The 15,608-nt window shown below is 70.4% G+C and carries 12 protein-coding genes; 3 read left to right on the forward strand and 9 right to left on the reverse strand.

Translation table 11 applies throughout. The features are described 5' to 3' along the window. Positions 1 to 29: 29 nt before the first annotated feature. On the reverse strand, positions 30 to 1,100 hold the full coding sequence (locus OG828_RS11320; protein ID WP_328501023.1) for a hypothetical protein: 1,071 nt from the start codon (positions 1,098 to 1,100) through the stop codon (positions 30 to 32). A 143-nt stretch (positions 1,101 to 1,243) separates the two neighbouring features. On the opposite strand from OG828_RS11320, the gene OG828_RS11325 reads away from it, so the two are divergent. Beyond that, entirely contained in the window at positions 1,244 to 1,540 is a 297-nt protein-coding gene (locus OG828_RS11325) for a hypothetical protein (protein ID WP_328501024.1), read from the forward strand. Between the two features lie 41 nt (positions 1,541 to 1,581). On the opposite strand, the gene OG828_RS11330 is transcribed toward OG828_RS11325, so the two are convergent. The 8 genes from OG828_RS11330 to OG828_RS11365 form a co-directional block, all read right to left on the reverse strand. Next, positions 1,582 to 2,985 (reverse strand): DUF6351 family protein, encoded by a 1,404-nt coding sequence (locus tag OG828_RS11330; RefSeq protein WP_328501025.1) that lies wholly within the window; start codon positions 2,983 to 2,985, stop codon positions 1,582 to 1,584. Between the two features lie 12 nt (positions 2,986 to 2,997). Next, entirely contained in the window at positions 2,998 to 3,327 is a 330-nt protein-coding gene (locus tag OG828_RS11335; protein WP_328353742.1) for a DUF4387 domain-containing protein, read from the reverse strand. Next, complete coding sequence (locus tag OG828_RS11340) at positions 3,320 to 4,705, reverse strand: acyclic terpene utilization AtuA family protein (protein ID WP_328501026.1); 1,386 nt, start codon at positions 4,703 to 4,705, stop codon at positions 3,320 to 3,322. Before OG828_RS11340 ends, OG828_RS11335 begins: the two co-directional genes overlap by 8 nt. Positions 4,706 to 4,788: 83 nt before the next feature. Continuing rightward, positions 4,789 to 5,775 carry a phosphoglycerate dehydrogenase gene (locus OG828_RS11345; RefSeq protein WP_328501027.1) on the reverse strand — a complete coding sequence of 329 codons (987 nt, stop codon included), beginning with the start codon at positions 5,773 to 5,775 and terminating at the stop codon, positions 4,789 to 4,791. Between the two features lie 61 nt (positions 5,776 to 5,836). After that, the gene (locus OG828_RS11350) at positions 5,837 to 7,111 is read right to left on the reverse strand and encodes an MFS transporter (RefSeq protein ID WP_328501028.1); all 1,275 of its coding nucleotides are present in this window, start codon (positions 7,109 to 7,111) and stop codon (positions 5,837 to 5,839) included. 67 nt (positions 7,112 to 7,178) lie between these two features. Beyond that, positions 7,179 to 9,251, reverse strand: coding sequence for a hydantoinase/oxoprolinase family protein (locus tag OG828_RS11355; RefSeq protein WP_328501029.1), 2,073 nt, complete (start codon positions 9,249 to 9,251; stop codon positions 7,179 to 7,181). After that, entirely contained in the window at positions 9,248 to 10,927 is a 1,680-nt protein-coding gene (locus OG828_RS11360; RefSeq protein ID WP_328353757.1) for a hydantoinase B/oxoprolinase family protein, read from the reverse strand. The genes OG828_RS11355 and OG828_RS11360 overlap by 4 nt, the downstream gene beginning before the upstream one ends. After that, on the reverse strand, positions 10,924 to 12,078 hold the full coding sequence (locus tag OG828_RS11365; protein WP_328501030.1) for a tartrate dehydrogenase: 1,155 nt from the start codon (positions 12,076 to 12,078) through the stop codon (positions 10,924 to 10,926). Before OG828_RS11365 ends, OG828_RS11360 begins: the two co-directional genes overlap by 4 nt. Positions 12,079 to 12,286: 208 nt before the next feature. Here OG828_RS11365 and OG828_RS11370 point away from each other — a divergent pair, with 208 nt between their 5' ends. Together OG828_RS11370 and OG828_RS11375 are read left to right on the forward strand one after the other, a co-directional pair. Beyond that, positions 12,287 to 13,213, forward strand: a complete 927-nt coding sequence (locus tag OG828_RS11370; protein ID WP_328501031.1) for a LysR family transcriptional regulator — start codon at positions 12,287 to 12,289, stop codon at positions 13,211 to 13,213. A gap of 182 nt (positions 13,214 to 13,395) precedes the next feature. After that, on the forward strand, positions 13,396 to 15,582 hold the full coding sequence (locus OG828_RS11375) for an MMPL family transporter (protein ID WP_328501032.1): 2,187 nt from the start codon (positions 13,396 to 13,398) through the stop codon (positions 15,580 to 15,582). Positions 15,583 to 15,608: the final 26 nt, after the last annotated feature.

Genomic DNA, 15,608 nt, shown 5'->3' on the forward strand with positions numbered 1-15,608 from the left:
CGCCGTCCTGCTGAGCAGCCAGGACCTGATCAGTCGGTGATCTGGGCCTCGGCAGCGGAGATGATCTCCTGGCGCTGCAGGTGGCGCTGTTCGTACTCCCGCACCTGGCGGGCTTCGCCGGAGGGGGCGTTCTGGAGTCGCGCGGTGATCTCGCTCGGGTCCATGGCGTCGTAGCGGGCCCACGGCTCGGCCCCGCGCAGCTGCTCTATGGCTTCCAGCACGCCCTTCCGGTGGGCATGCTCGCGTTCGTAGACCTCGATCACCGCCAGATCGGCCTGGGACAGCGTGCGCAGCCGCTGCCGGATCTGGTCCGTGCTGAGCTGGCTGAACCCGGTGATCGGCAGGTCCTCCTCCCGCTTGACCGCTCCCAGGTACTCCTCGCTCATCGGACCGGGCCGGGGCGTCTCCCTCCGCACGCCTTCGGCCACACCCTTCACCTGTCGGCCGCCGCGCTGCACGAGGTCACGGGCTTGGATGAGAGCGGTCCATATCGTCTGGGCGGCGCTGTCGGCCAGACCGCCGCTCCGGTCCTCGCTGGTGCGTGAGCCGTTGCGTGAGCCGTTGGTGGACGCCGCTACGGCGCGGGCGTGTTCGGCGAGAGTGCTCTCCAGGGACCGGAGCAGTTCCTCGTCCTGGCGGCGCAGCGAGCTGAGCAGGTCGGCGGTCGGCTGGTCATCGACGTGTTCCGCGAGAACTTCACCGGCGCGGGAGGCCGCCAGTGCCCGGGCCGCGGTGGCGTATTCGTCCTCCGCGTTTCTCAGCTGCTGCCGCGCGTCGGCCTGCCCGCCGCCGGGCAGGACCCTCCTCACGACCGCCGTCCCGATCGTGAAGGGCAGCATCGCCGTGCGCACCGCACCGGAGGCGACGGACCGGGTCAGGCCGGTCGCAGTGCCGATCACGCCACGGGGTTGCAGTTCGCTTACCTGGTGCCGGATGCGTTGAACGCTGTACTGGACCTCGACGGTCTGGTTCTCCAGCATCTGCCGGTGCGGGCCCGGCGGTGTGACCCTCGCATCCGCCCGGAACCGGTCGAGGACCGCGGTGTGCGCCTGGCGGGCATCCTCCAATGCCGGTATCAGTTCTTCCGTCGCAGCTGCCATGAGGTGCTCCCTGAGCGAAGGAGTGAGGCGGCGGTTCGCCGCACACGACAAGCGGCTGCCTCACCACCCCCATCACTGGGCAACCGGCACCATCCTGCGGGACCCACGTCATGATCGCCCGGTGAGACGGGAGCGGGAGTGTCATGCCGTACCGAGCCGCACACCCTGGACAGGGGTTCCCGCGCATCAGCCTCGCCCGACCCGCAACCCCGACGGCATTGGGACGTCTGTGGCAGTGGATGCGCCGCCAGCAGAGGGCCGCCGCATGGCAAGCCATCCAGAGCGTCTCCGTCGTGGGCGCTGCGCTGGCCCTCGGTGAAGCCTTCACGGCCCACGCCGACACCGCCGCGCCGGATGCCACCGAAGCCGAGAAGGCTCCCTCCACCTCTCCCGCGACGTCCACGTCCACCGGGAAACGCTTCCCCGGCCGCCACGAGTGATCACTGGGCAATTTGCTATAGCAGTGGGGAGCTGAGCGGTTTCAGGGTGCGATGCCCACGCCGTCGATGCGGCTCCACACCTGTTCCTGCGCGGCGGACATGGCGGGCCAGTGGAGGCCGCCGGGCCGGGGGCGGACCTTCGTGGCGAAGGGTGCGGGGCGGAACGCCGGATCGTAGAAGCAGCCACCTCCGTAGGTGGTGTCGAACGCGCTGCACGAACGCGCGATCGAACTGGGGGTGGGCTTCCGGCCGGTGCGCGCCCATGTGTCCAGAGCCGCCAGGGAGTTGGCGTACTCGGCGTTGCTGAGCGTGCTGTGCTCGCTCTCCCTCGTGAAGGTCTGGACGAGGTTCTTGCTTCGGCCGGCGGCCTGGACCGTGGCGCGATAGGCCGCCTCGTGCTCGACGAAGACCTGTGGGTCGTCGATCGCGTGCAGCGTGAGGACCGGGAGTGCGATCCGTCCGGTGAGGTCGCTGTCGTAGGAGAGGTCGCGGCGTGCGGTGGCGTCGGCCGAGAAGCGTGCCACGCCGGTGTTGAGTACCTTGTCGTCGCGCGAACCGTCGTAGCGAACCCCACGGTTGCTGAACGGGTTACGGCCGTCGAGCCGGTTGGCCACGATGTCCTGGACGAGGAAGGCCGCGTACTGCATGTTCGTGGCCAGTGAGTGTTCCGGGATGCGGGTGACCGCCAGGATGTCGTCGAGGTCGCGCTGCTGCTCCGCGGTCCGGTCCGCCGGGTCGGAGTCGATGCCGGTGCACTCCTGGAGTCGGCCGTGGACGTCGTCGGGTGTCATCGTGGAGTCCGCGGGCAGTCCTTGCCACAGTGGGTACTGCGGCTCGGTGGGACGGGGCAGGTTGCGGCAGTAGTACTGGTAGACCATCCGCAGGTCCACGCGCGTGTCGTAGCCGCGCGAGCCACCGGCCAGGAAGCCGTTGGTCAGCAGGACTCCGTCGTAGGTACCGCGCTTCCCGCCGTGGGTCTCGGCGACCTTGGCGGCGACATTGCCGCCCCAGGACTGACCATGGAGATAGGTGCGGTCGGGACGGCCGAAGTGGCGGACGAACAGGCGGCGTATGTTCTCCGTGTCGGCGGCGGCCATCCTGACTCCGTAGCCGCCGCGCCGGTACGAGGAGCCCACCCAGGCGTAGCCCTCGTCGACCATGACCGCCCAGCGCTCCAGGTCCTCGGTGGTGGTGGACTCGTCGTAGGAGAAGTCAGGACCGCCGTGGGCGTGGACGACGAGGGAGCCGTTCCAGTGTTTCGGGACAGCCATCGTGTAGTACGCGCCGTTGGCGTCCCGGCCGGTGTAGCAGCGGGCCTTTCCCTTCAGACCGGCCGGACAGGTGGCGGCAGCGGGCTGCGCGGTGTCGGCCGGGGCGGCGGGCGCGATGCCGAGCGTGCCCACGGCCGCGGCCGCGAGCAGCGCCGTCAGCGTTGCCGTGTTCAAGGAACTGCTCCTTCAGGTGGTGGGCACGGGAAGTACCGCCAGCGGCACATGGTGCTGACCGGAGTGGACGTCACGGTCGCGCAGCGACGCCTGGCTGACGGGACGCGGGAAAGAGATCTTCACGACGTTCAGGGACGGGATGCGGAACATCTGCACGTCGGTCTCGTCGAGTCCGTAGAGCCGGGCGACCGTGGCCTCGTTGAGGAACGTCTCGTCGGCGGCGATGCGATAGCCGTCCGCGTCACGCATGAACAGTTCCATGGTGACCCAGAAGGGCCCGGCGTTCTTGGACCGGACCTCGTACGCCAGGTCGCCCAGGGTGGTGGGGGCGGTCTCAGCCATGGAGGGAGGTCTCCTCGATCTCGGTGCGGAACATGTCGGTGGGGGTGGTGGTGTCGACGACGTGGTTGAGCACGAACTCGTAGGCGGGCCCGCGTTCGACCTCGGCCGGTGAGGTGGCGAACGCCAGGCTCGGCAGGTAGTCCATGTCGGCCGTCGGCAGGTGGAGCATCAAGGGGTTGGCGATCTTCGCGACGGCGGTGGCGGTGCTCTGGTCCGGCGCGTTGACGAGGAGCATGACGCCCACCTCGCGAGGCGGACCCGCGGCCGGATCGAGATCTCCGAGAACGGCGTTGTGGCCGTACAGGCGCAGGTCGAACGCGTACTTGTCCTCGCCCAGGCCTGTCGTCTGCTCCACCCGCTGCCTGATCATCGTGCGCATGAGCTCGGCCCAGTCGTCGATGTTCGCGAGGATGTGCGGATCCCGGATCGCGCTGAACGACATCGTCTCGTAGCCGGTGATGCGGGCGCCTTCGAGCTTGATGGTGTGCTGGTCGGCGACATGGAACCGCGAACCCTCGACCCGTACTGTGCGGTCGTCCAGGGCGGTGTAGACGGACTCACGGACGTCCAGGGTGCCGTCCGGCTCGCGCATCTCGAACGGGTTCACCGTCTCGTAGAGCATGTGGGCGGCGACCAGGATCGGTGTGCAGGCGACGGTCGGATCGAGCGGCTCGATGGTGAAGCCGTCGGCGTCGATGGTGGCCAGCACCCCACCCGCGCGCGGATCGCTGGTGCACTGCCCGCCGCATTCGATGATCTTGGCGGCGTGCCATGTCGGCCCGGCCGGCATCCCCTTCATCAGCGGGTAGGCGGCGGCGATGGCGGTGTCAGTGGCGCGACCGGCGAGCACGACCTGGGCACCGGCCTCGAGCGCGGCGACGATCGGCTCGTGTCCCATCGCGCCCACGATGTGCGTGCAGCTTCGCAGCGTCTCCGGCTCCAGTTCGCCCAGCGGGGGCAGGGCATGGATCCGGCCCTCGTCCAGGCGCTCCAGGAGTGCGTCGGCGTTCTGCTCGCTGTAGATACGGGCCACGCGAAGTTCGAGGCCCTCGGCCGCCAGGACGTCGGCGACGATACCGGCGACCCAGTCGACACCGGAGTCGGTGCCGCTGGTGCCGCACGAGCCCACGATCAGCGGTATTCCGGCACCTGCCGCGGCCTTGAGGAGCATGCGCAGGTCACGGGCGACCGCCGCGCGGGTGGTCTTGGGCTGTGATGCGCCGAGATAGTGGGGACCGGAGTCGGTGCTGCCCCCGTCGACGGAGATGACGTCGGCGCCGAGCGCCAGACCGCGCTCGATGGTGGCTTCGGGGAAGCCGGCTCCGAGCATTCCGGTCGGTGCCAGGACCTTGACCTGGTCGACCCGTTCGTTCTCCATGTTCCTCTTCCCTGTCTTCTTCGTTGTCGGTGCCGGGCATGTGGCGGGTTCCTTGTGGCTGCCCGGCAAGTGGCGAGCGGGTGTCACCCGTCGACCCGGGCAGTGGGGGTGTCGGGCAGCAGGTGGGCGTTCACCGCGAACCGGGGGCGGCCCGCGAGGGCGGCGACCACCTCGGCCGCCCCCTCAAGGCCGGCGGCGGCACGGGCTTCGGCGGTCTGGCCGGCGAGGTGGGAGAACACGACGATTCCCTCGACGTCCCGCAGCGGGCTGTCGGCCGGGAGCGGCTCCTCGCTCACCACGTCCAGGGCCGCCGCGGCGATCTCGCCGCCGCGCACGGCGTCGGCGAGGGCCTTTTCGTCGACGACGGCGCCCCGCGCGGTGTTGACCAGCACGGCCGTCGACTTCATCCGCCGGAAGGCGGCGGCGTCCAGGAGGCCTCGGGTGCGGTCCGTCAGCGCGGTGTGCACCGACACGTAGTCGGATGCCGCCAGCAGCTCTGGGAGCGCGACGAACCGCACCGACGGATCCGACCGCTCATCCTCCGGCACACCGGTCGTGCAGAGCACCTCCATGCCGAAGGCCTGCGCCAGGGGCACCACGGCGCGCGCTGCCGCCCCGTATCCGATCAGGCCGAGCGTCGACCCGCGCAACTCGTTGCCGTCCTCCCTCGGCCACCGGCCGGCCGCGACGCCCACCGCGCTCTGCACCAGTCGCCGCGCCGCCGCCAGCAGCAGGCCGAGGGTGTACTCCGCCACGGCGTTCGCGTTGATCCCCGGCAGGTTGCTCACCGTGATGCCGAGCCGGCCCGCGGCGACGATGTCGATCGAGTCGTAGCCGACGCCGGTGCGCACGATGGCGCGCAGGCGGGGAGCCTCGGCGAGGACCTGGGCGGTCAGGGGATCGTGGCCGACGAGCGCCGCGTCGATCCCGTCGAGGGCGGCGACGAGCTGCTCGGCACCGCGTCGGCCGGCCAGGGGTGCGTGCACCGTCGTGTGGCCGTGCGCCCGGAGAAAGTCATCGACCTCGTCGCCGGGCCGCAGGTAGTCCGTGGTGATCAGGATGCGGGGCACGGTTCCTCGTCTCTGGTGGCGCGCGTCGCCGGGTTCGCGCCGGGCTGCGGGGATGGGCTGGTCACTTGGCGAGCGTCAGGGGGGTGCGCCGCTGCAGCACGCTGATCCTGGCCACGACGATGATCGACAGCGTGGCGACCATGGCGATGTCGGTGAGCATCAGGGGCCAGCCGGTGATGTCGACCATCCCGCCGACCACCGCCGGGCCCAGGAAGCCCCCGCCGGCCCAGCCGACGGTGTACATACCGGCGTAGGTCCCGAAGACCCGCGCCGAGGGTGCGAGGTTCCACAGGACGACCACCGCGTTGACCAGGAAGCAGGTGGCGCCGGCCGCCGCGAGGCACAGCGCCACGGTGGCCCCCATCGGGGTCTGGATGAGCGTCCCCAGCACCATGGCACCGGCGAAGACCGACATGCCCACGGCCATGACCCGGAGCCGTCCGTAGCGCTCGGCGAGCACGGCCGCCGGGTAGGCCGCGAGGATGAAGGCGATACCGCTGGGCAGGGTGAGACCGCCGGCGGCCCCCTTCGACATGTCGAGGACTTCCATCCCGTACGGCGTGATCAGCGACCGGGACGCGGCCCACGCACTGCCGAAGAGGAGGATCGCGACCAGGAGCAGGAGCCGGCTGCGGTCGCTGTCCTTGAGGATCTCAACGAAGGTGTCCCGGACCCGTGGCTCGCAGCGCTCGGCGCTGTGCTTCACATCGCTCTCGGCCACCGCTGCCTGGTAGGCCGGGGACCGGCTGTCGCGCACGGTGGCCGCGAGCACCCCGATCGAGATCAGCATGATGATCGCGGGGATCGCGAACGCGAGGCTCAGGTGGTTGTCGATCAGGAAGATGCTGATGAGCGCGGCGACGATGGCCGTGATGCTGGAGGCGATCTTGACCGCGGCGTTGGCCCGGCTGCGTCGCTCGGGTGCGATGAAGTCCGGTACGAGCGCCTCGGCGATCGGCTTGAAGGTGTTGGCGACGAGCGCGTAGGAGAACATCACCGCGATCAGGAGCGGCAGGGACGCCGCGCTGTGCGGGATGAGGATGAACAGCGCGGCGGCGATCGGCATCCCGACCACCAGGTAGGGCATCCGGCGCCCCCAGGAGGTCCTCGTCCGGTCGGACCGGTTGCCGATCCACGGCTGGATGAAGATGCCCAGCAGGTTGTCCATGCCCATCAGCAGGCCCACGACGGCCGCGCTGGCGAGGTGCTCCCGCAGGAGCGGCGGAACCTGGGATTCGTAGAAGTTCCAGGTCGACTCCTGCGCGAAGACCGCGAGAGCGACCAGGAAGGTGATGCGCCGGGTCCGTGTGCGCTGCCCTGCTGACATCGTCGTCATGAGGGGTCGTCCCTTCGCGCCGCCACCATGTCGGGCAGCTACTGGCTGGAGTGTCGGTGTGGGCGTGTCAGGTCCGGTCGACCTCGGCCACGAGGGTCAGGTCGTCGGTGATCCGGATCCGGCAGTCCGGCCCGAAGGAGCAGGAGGATTCGCGTTCCTCGAAGATCGCCGGTCCTTTCAGTTCGGTTCCCGGCGTGAGTGCGCTGCGGTTCCAGACAGTGGCCTCGAGCAGCCCGTGGCCAGGGAAGTGGACCGGCCGGACACCGCGGCTCGCGTCGCGTCCTCGTGCGGAGCCGCCCTCCGTCGACATCTCATGACCGGGCAGCCGCATCGAGAGCCGCCAGTTCACGACCTCAGCGGCCCCGTCGAGGGAACGACCGAACACGGAGCGGTACGTGGACTCGAAGGCGGCCCGGATACGCCCGAGACCGGCCGGGTCGAGGTCCTGCCCCGACACGTCGACCTCGATCTCGAAGCCCTGGCCGAGGTACCGCATGTCGACCGAGCGGCGGACATGGACCAGCTCCGGATCTGCCGGCCGGAGCGTTTCGGTGGCACGGGTCGTCATCTCGCCGTACAGCGCGGCGACCTGGTCCCAGTCGACGTCGGCGAGAGGCGACGGCAGGCTGCGGACCTCGTCGACCGTCGGAGCGGCGGCCAGGAGCCCCCAGGCCGACATGACTCCGGCGCGCATCGGCACGATCACCCGGGGGATCTTCAGCGCCTTCGCCAGTCCGTAGGCGTGGGCGGGCCCGGCTCCGCCGAAGGCCAGCAGCGCGAAGTCGGCGGGGTCCTTGCCCTGCTCGGACAGGTGCATACGGGCGGCGGCGGCCATGCTTTCGGTGACGACCTCGACGATCCCGGCGGCGGCGTCGGTGGTGTCGAGCCCCAGGGGGCCTGCCACGTCACGTGTCAGCGCCTTGTGGGCCTCGCGTGTCCGCAGCCTCATCTCGCCGCCGAGGAAGTTCTCCGCGTCGAGATGGCCGAGCACCAGGTCGGCGTCCGACACGGTGGGCTGCTCGCCCCCACGCCCGTAGGCGACGGGGCCGGGTACCGAACCGGCGCTGCGCGGTCCCACCTTGAGCAGCCCGAGTGCGTCCGGTGCCGCGATCGAGCCGCCTCCCGAACCGATCTCGATCATGTCGACGACGGTCAGGCGTACCGGCAGCCCCGAGCCGGGTTTGAACTTGTCGACCCGCCCCGCCTCGAAGTCGTGCTTGAGCCGGGGCCTGCCCCCCTGCACGACGGCGATCTTCGCCGTCGTGCCGCCCATGTCGAAGGAGACGACGTCCTCCTCCCCCAGCGCCCGGGCGACGGTGGCCGCGGCGATGGCACCGGCCGCGGGTCCCGACTCGAGCAGCCGTACGGGGAAACGCTTCGCGTCCTCCAGGGTGGTGACGCCGCCGCCGGAGAGCATGATGCGCAGGGGCGCGTCGATCCCCATGGCGGTCAGGTCGTCCCGCAGGTCGTCGAGGTAGCGCGACATCAGGGGCTGCACGTAAGCGTTCAGGCAGGCGGTGCCGGCCCGCTCGTACTCGCCGATGACCGGGGCGACGGCGCTGGAGATCGTGACGGGGAGGTCGGGGTGGGCCCGTGCGACCAGGTCCCGGACTCGGTGCTCGTGCCCGGCGTTGCGGTAGGAGTGCATCAGCGCCACGGCCAGGGCCTCGATGCCCTGATCCGCCAGGTCCCGAACCGTCGCGAGGATCGCGCGGTCGTCGAGCGGTTCGAGTTCACGGCCGTCCGCGGCGATCCTCCCGGGTACCCCGCGGCGCAGGTGGCGCGGCACCAGCGGCTGGGCCGGTCGGGCGAGCAGATCGGTGGTGTCGAACCTCGTCTCCCGTCCCATTTCGAGGGAGTCGCTGAATCCGCTGGTGGCCAGCAGGCCGACGACCGCTCCGGTGCGTTCCAGCAGGGTGTTCGTCACCAGCGTGGTGCCATGCACGAGGCCCGCGATGTCGCCGGGGGCCGTGGACGTCTCCTCCAGCAGGCGGGCGATCCCCGCGGTGATGGCCTCGTTGGGGGCGTGGGGCGTGGTGGGCAGCTTGCCGGGCCAGGTCAGTCCCCGGCGGGGGTCGTGCAGCAGCAGATCGGTGAACGTTCCGCCGACATCGACGCCGATCCGGACCGTGCGGCTCATCGGACCACCTCCTCACGTGCGTTCCCGCCCGCCGTCCGGGCTGTGAGCGGGTCCTGCTGACCGGCTGGGACGGTGTAGGCGGCGATCTCGTCGGCGATCAGGAGTTCGGGCTCGCGCTCCTCGGCCCGGCCGAACCCGCCGCCGCCCGCGAAGGAGATGACCACCGACGCGCCGGGGGCCAGCTTCGAGATCGACTTCAGGGGGACGCGTTCGCCGGAGTCCAGGACGACCTGTGCGGTGGCACCCGGTTCACCGCCCGCCAGGCCGAGCGCGGGATGCCGCTCGCGGTCTCCGAGCAGCACCATCTGCACCGGCCGGCTCGTCGGGTTGCGGACCTCGATGGTCTGGCCCAGCCCTCCGCGGCGTCGGCCCCGTCCGCCCGATCCGGCACGCAGCTCCTTGCGGAGGAAGTGCAGCGGGGACGCGGCCTCCAGGGCCTCGATGCTGCCGCCGCCCGAGTTGGTCGGGAAGGCGGTGGTGGACAGCCCGTCCGAGTCCTTGGCCGCGCCCATGCCCGCGTTGGCGAAGAGCATGAGGCTGAAAGGCCGGCCGGAGTCGTCGACGCCCGCGAAGCGGACCCGCAGGGCGGGGGCGCCGCCGCTGTCGGCGATGACCCGGTCCGGCAGCACCGGGGCCAGTGCCTGGTACACCGCGCAGGACAGGAGATGGCCGGTGAGGTGCCGTGCCACCACGGGCGCGGGAAACCTCGGGTTGACGATCGTGCCCTGCGGCGCGGTGACCTGGACGGACCGGTAGGAACCCCAGTTGGTCCGCGTGGACGGGTCCAGCAGGATCTTCAGCGGATACATGGAGTAGGCGCGGGTGTAGTTCAGCGTCGAGTTCGTCGCGAAGGGCACTTGGGGGGAGCTGCCGGTGTAGTCGATCCCGACCTCCTCGCCGCGCACGGTCACCGCGCACTCGATGTGCGTGGGGTGGCCGTCGACGCCGTCCGCGTCCAGGGCGGCGCGGTAGACGCCGTCGGGCAGGTCGCGGACGCCCGCCCGCATCGCGGTGTCGGTCACCGCGTGGACCTGGGCGGCGAACGCCTCGAAGTCCGGCTCACGGAAATCGGCGAGGAACTCCTGGGCGCGTCGGCGGCACACGGCGTGCGCCGCGGCCTGCGCCTCCAGGTCGCCCCACACCTGGTCCGCCAGTCGTACGTTCGCCAGCAGCAGGTCCTTGACCCCCTGCTCGACCCGTCCGGCCCGGAACAGCCGCAGCGGAGGAATCAGGATGCCCTCACAGATCAGCTCGGTAGCGCTCATCGAGGGTGTGCCACCGATGTCCGGTGAGTGCGCCACGGTGCCCGAGAACGCGACGAGCCGTCCTCGGTGGAAGACCGGGGAGATCATGGCGATGTCGGGCAGGTGCCCGGTGGCGATCCACGGGTCGTTCGTGATGACACTGTCGCCGTCCTGCCACTCGTCCGCCGGAAACCGTTCGAGGACCAGCGCGGTCAGCGAACTCATCAGGGCGGCGAAGGCGGGGATGCCCGCCCGTGACTCGGCCATCGTGCGGCCCGCGCGGTCCATCAGGACCACGGTGTAGTCGTTCGACTCACGGATGATCGTGGAGAAGGCCGTGCGCAGCATCGTGGAGGCCGCCTCGTCGGTGGCGGCGGCGAGCCGGTCCCAGCGCACCTCGAGACCGACCGGGTCGCGGACAGGTCTGATCATGACGCCGCGATCTCCTCTCCGGCCGCGCCGGCGGCCGGGTCACTCGCCGCTGCGCCGCCGTGGCCGGCGAGTGACCTCGCGGTGATCCGGTCGGCGATGGCCTTCCCCAGCCCCACCGTGGTCCCCGTGCCGCCGAGGTCGGGGGTGACCACACCGGGCTCCTCGTCCAGGACGCTCTCGATCGCGGCCACGATGTGCGCGGCCGCCTCGTGCTCACCGAGGTGGGTGAGCATCATGGCGCCGCTCCAGATCTGGCCGACGGGGTTGGCGACACCGAGACCTGCGATGTCCGGCGCCGATCCGTGCACCGGCTCGAAGAGGCTGGGGAAGGAGCGATCGGGGTTGATGTTGGCGCTGGGGGCGATGCCGATCGTTCCGGTGCAGGCCGGGCCGAGGTCCGAGAGGATGTCGCCGAACAGGTTGCTGGCGACGACCACGTCATACCGGTCGGGCTGGAGGACGAACTTCGCGGTCAGGATGTCGATGTGGTCCTTGTCGGCGGTCACGTCCGGGAACCGGGCGGCCATCGCCGTCGCGCGCTCGTCCCAGTAGGGCATGGAGATCGAGATCCCGTTGCTCTTCGTCGCCCAGGTCAGGTGCTTGCGCGGGCGGGACGAGGCGAGTTCGAAGGCATAGCGCAGGACACGGTCTACGCCGGTGCGTGTCATGACCGTCTCCTGCACCACCGTCTCGCGATCGGTGCCCTCGAAGATCCGGCCGCCGATGCTGGAGTACTCGCCCTCGGTGTTCTCCCGCACCACGTAGAAGTCGATGTCGCCCGGCCGGTGGTCACGCAGCGGACTGCGTACACCGCGCAGCAGCCGGACGGGACGCAGATTGACGTACTGGTCGAAGCCCCGCCGCAGCTGGAGCAGGCTGCCCCACAGCGACACATGGTCCGGGACCACCTCCGGCCATCCGACCGCGCCGAAGAAGATCGCGTCGAACCCACCGAGTACGTCCCGCCAGTCCTCGGGCAGCATCGTGCCGTGTCGCAGCCAGTAGTCGGCGCTGGCGAAGTGGAACTCGGTGACATCGAGTGCGAACCCGTGCACCTCGGCGGCGGCCCGCAGGCACCTCAGGCCCTCCGGAACCACCTCGCGGCCGATCCCGTCGCCCGGAATCGCTGCGATGCGATAGCTCTGCGGCACGAATCCACTCCCCAGTCCAGGTGATCGATGCGCTCGTCCGGCGATGAACGCTCTGTCCAGGAGAGGAGGCGTTCCGGCCCGCGGCGCGACTGGGTCCTACCTTGGCCAGCGGTGACACCCGTTACAAGGCCGTAACGGGCAAGGTACGTTTTCCCCTGTGGAAAGCCCCAAGCGTTCTGGTCGCCCCTCGTCCAAGAGCCGTTCAGCCGTGGACGACCTTCAGTTCTTCCACGTGGTCGCGGCGAGCGAGACGCTGACGGCCGCGTCGCGAGAACTCGGTTGCTCGCTGCCCGTCGTCAGCAAACGCCTCAGCGCGCTGGAGCGCCGTCTGGATGTCCGGCTCGTCCAGCGCGGCGCCCGCCGACTCGTGCTGACTTCGGAGGGTGAGCTGTACGCGGCGCGCGTGGAGGCGATCCTCGACCAGGTACGAGAGCTGGAGGACGCGATCACCGACACGGCCGCGGGGGTGCGCGGCTCCCTGGTCGTCGAGGCCACGCTCGGTCTCGGCCGCGCCCACATCGCGCCGCTGCTCGGCGAGTTCGCCGCGGCCCATCCGGAACTGCGCGTCCGGATGCAGACATCCGCGCTTCCGCTACGGCCCCACCAGCGTGAGTTCGACGTGGCCGTCCACGTCGGCATGCCGCCCGACTCCTCGCTGCGCATGCGGCGGCTGGCCAAGAACCGGCGCGTGCCCTGCGCGGCGCCGTCCTACCTCGCCGAGTACGGCACCCCGGCCGGCGTCGAGGATCTGGCCCACCACAACTGCATCGTGCTGCGGGAGAACGAGAGCGATTTCGCGCTGTGGCGCTTCGGGGACGCGGACCGTCCCCGGCATGTGCGGGTGCACGGCAGCCTGTCCAGCAATGACGGCGACGTGGTGACCGGCTGGGCGCTGGAGGGCCGGGGCGTGATCATGCGCTCGGAGTGGCACGTCAGGCCGCATCTGGACCGGGGCGAACTCGTCCGGGTGCTGCCGCACCTGGCGACACCGGCCGCCGACATCTACGCCCTCCTCGAGGAGGACGGGCATGTCCCGCGACGGGTCAGCGCGCTCATCGACTACCTCGCCGCACGGCTCCCGCTACGGCTGGGACACGTGAAGGACCAGTCCGGAGCCGCGCGGGGCGCCGGCTAGGCCTGTCGAACGCACCTGACGGTGCCGAGTCGAACCGTCAAAAAACCCTCAGGTTCCCCGTGAGGCGGTCGTCAAGTCCACTCAGAAGGATGTGGCGGGTCGTCTTCCGAACAGTGAGGGAATCATTGATGGCTACGCTCTTGTACCGGCTGGGCGCGTGGGGTGCTCGACGGTGGCGAAGGATGTTGATCGGGTGGCTCCTCGCCCTCGGTGCGGTGGTCGGTCTCGGCTTCTCCTTCGCCGGCTCCTTCACGGACAGCAGCTCCATTCCGGGCTCACCGGCCCAGACCGCCCTGACCAAGATGGAACGGCACTTCCCCGAGCCGGACGTCCAGTCGGCGCAGGTCGTGTTCCAGGCGCCGGCCGGCCGCAAGGTGACCGAGGCGGATCTGCGTACGCCGCTGGAGGCCATGGGCCGGGTCCCCGGGGTGAGCGAGGTCAGTGATCCGTCCGAGAGCGGGACCGTCTCCGAGGACGGACGGACCGCGGTGGCTGAGGTCACCTTCGCCACCAAGGAGGCCGACGACGTGCCGGAAGGCACGTTGGACGCGGTGAAGGCCGCGGGGGACGAAGCCCAGCAGGCCGGCCTGAGGACCATCTACGGCGGTGAGCCCTACGAGACGTCGCATCCGCCCGTGGGGCCCGGTGAGCTGGTCGGACTGGGCGTGGCCCTGGTCATCCTGGTGATCACGTTCGGGTCGCTGCTCGCGGCGGGTCTGCCGCTGCTCACCGCGGTGCTCGGGATCGTCGGCACGATGGCCGCGATGATGGGTCTGGCCACGGCGTTCGACGTCTCCGACAACGCGCCCACTCTGGCGATCATGCTGGGTCTCGCCGTCGGTATCGACTACGCCCTGTTCATCGTCTCCCGGCACCGCGCCCAGCTCGGCGCGGGCATGCCGGTCCGGGAGTCCGTCGCCACGGCCACCGCCACCGCGGGCAGCGCCGTGATCTTCGCCGGAGCCACGGTCCTCATCGCGCTCTCCGGTCTGTCCGTCGCCGGTGTGCCGATGCTCACCTCCATGGGCCTGGCGTCCGCCGGAGCGGTCGCGGTCGCCGTCATCACGGCGGTGACTTTGCTGCCCGCGCTGATGGGAATGGCCGGTCACCGGCTCACGCCCAAGGCGCCCCGGTCCGCCACCCGACGCCGCCGGTTCCTGCCCATGGGCTGTAAGCGCGCCGCGCGGCAGGCAGCGCGCAGCGGCCGGACGGCCGGCATGGGCGTGCGCTGGACCGAGGGCGTCCTGCGCCACCCCGTACGCAACCTGATCCTGGGCACCGCCGCGCTCATCGCCCTGGCCGTTCCCGGCATGGAACTGAAGCTGGCGCTCACCGACGAGGGTTCCGCCGCCACGAGCAGCTCCAGCCGCCAGGCCTACGACGTGATCAGTGACGCCTTCGGTCCCGGCGCCAACGGCCCCCTCGTCGTGCTCGTCGAGAACGACGATGCGGCCGCCGTCGCCTCCACGGCCACCGCTGTCGAGGACGAGCTGCGCGGGGTCGACGGCATCGCGGACGTCAGCAGTGTGGACATGGCCGAGGACGAGACGGCGGCACGGATCCAGGTCATCCCCGAGACCGGCCCGCGCTCCGAGGAGACCAGCGGCCTCGTCTCCCGGCTGCGCACCCAGATGCAGCCACTGGCGCAGTGGAGCGGCTCTTACGTCGCCGTCACCGGTATGACCGCGGTCAGCATCGACGTCTCCGACAAACTCAGCGGCGCACTCGTGCCCTTCGTGATCGTCGTCGTGGGCCTCTCCCTGCTCCTGCTGATGGTCGCGTTCCGGTCGATCGCCATCCCCATCAAGGCCACCATCGGGTTCCTGCTGTCCGTGGGTGCCGCCTTCGGAGCCACCGTCGCGGTCTTTCAGTGGGGATGGCTGGCCGGCCCGCTGGGCGTGCCCAGCGAGGGCCCGGTGGCCAGCTTCGTGCCCATCATCGTGATGTCCGTACTCTTCGGACTGGCCATGGACTACGAGGTGTTCCTCGTCTCCGCCATGCGGGAGGACTACAACCGCCACGGCGACGCCCGCACCGCCATCCTCAACGGAGCCCGCGACGCCGCCCGCGTGGTAACTTCTGCCGCGCTCATCATGGTCTCGGTGTTCGTCAGTTTCCTGTTCGCCCGCGACGCCGACATCATGCCGATCGCCTTCGCCCTGGCCTTCGGAGTCATGGTCGACGCCTTCCTCGTCCGTATGACCCTCGTGCCGGCGGTGCTGGCGCTCCTCGGTGACCGGGCCTGGTGGCTCCCGCGACGCCTTGACCGCGTACTGCCCCATCTCGACGTCGAGGGCGGGAACTTCCACGCTCCCCAGCCGGCGGCTCGCCACGTCCCCGTCAAGGAATCCACCCCAGCAAGCCTGTGACAACGCGATGATCAGCAGAGCCGACA

The sequence above is a fragment of the Streptomyces sp. NBC_00457 genome, assembly GCF_036014015.1.
In the GTDB taxonomy this organism is placed as follows: Bacteria; Actinomycetota; Actinomycetes; order Streptomycetales; family Streptomycetaceae; genus Streptomyces.

Bases quoted from the DNA above. Each gene is read 5' to 3' on its own strand.
- OG828_RS11350 (WP_328501028.1), bottom strand. From the start codon at position 7,111: ATGACGACGATGTCAGCAGGGCAGCGCACACGGACCCGGCGCATCACC.
- OG828_RS11375 (WP_328501032.1), top strand. From the start codon at position 13,396: ATGTTGATCGGGTGGCTCCTCGCCCTCGGTGCGGTGGTCGGTCTCGGC.
- OG828_RS11335 (WP_328353742.1), bottom strand. From the start codon at position 3,327: ATGGCTGAGACCGCCCCCACCACCCTGGGCGACCTGGCGTACGAGGTC.
- OG828_RS11360 (WP_328353757.1), bottom strand. From the start codon at position 10,927: ATGATCAGACCTGTCCGCGACCCGGTCGGTCTCGAGGTGCGCTGGGAC.
- OG828_RS11340 (WP_328501026.1), bottom strand. From the start codon at position 4,705: ATGGAGAACGAACGGGTCGACCAGGTCAAGGTCCTGGCACCGACCGGA.
- OG828_RS11325 (WP_328501024.1), top strand. From the start codon at position 1,244: ATGCCGTACCGAGCCGCACACCCTGGACAGGGGTTCCCGCGCATCAGC.
- OG828_RS11355 (WP_328501029.1), bottom strand. From the start codon at position 9,251: ATGAGCCGCACGGTCCGGATCGGCGTCGATGTCGGCGGAACGTTCACC.
- OG828_RS11320 (WP_328501023.1), bottom strand. From the start codon at position 1,100: ATGGCAGCTGCGACGGAAGAACTGATACCGGCATTGGAGGATGCCCGC.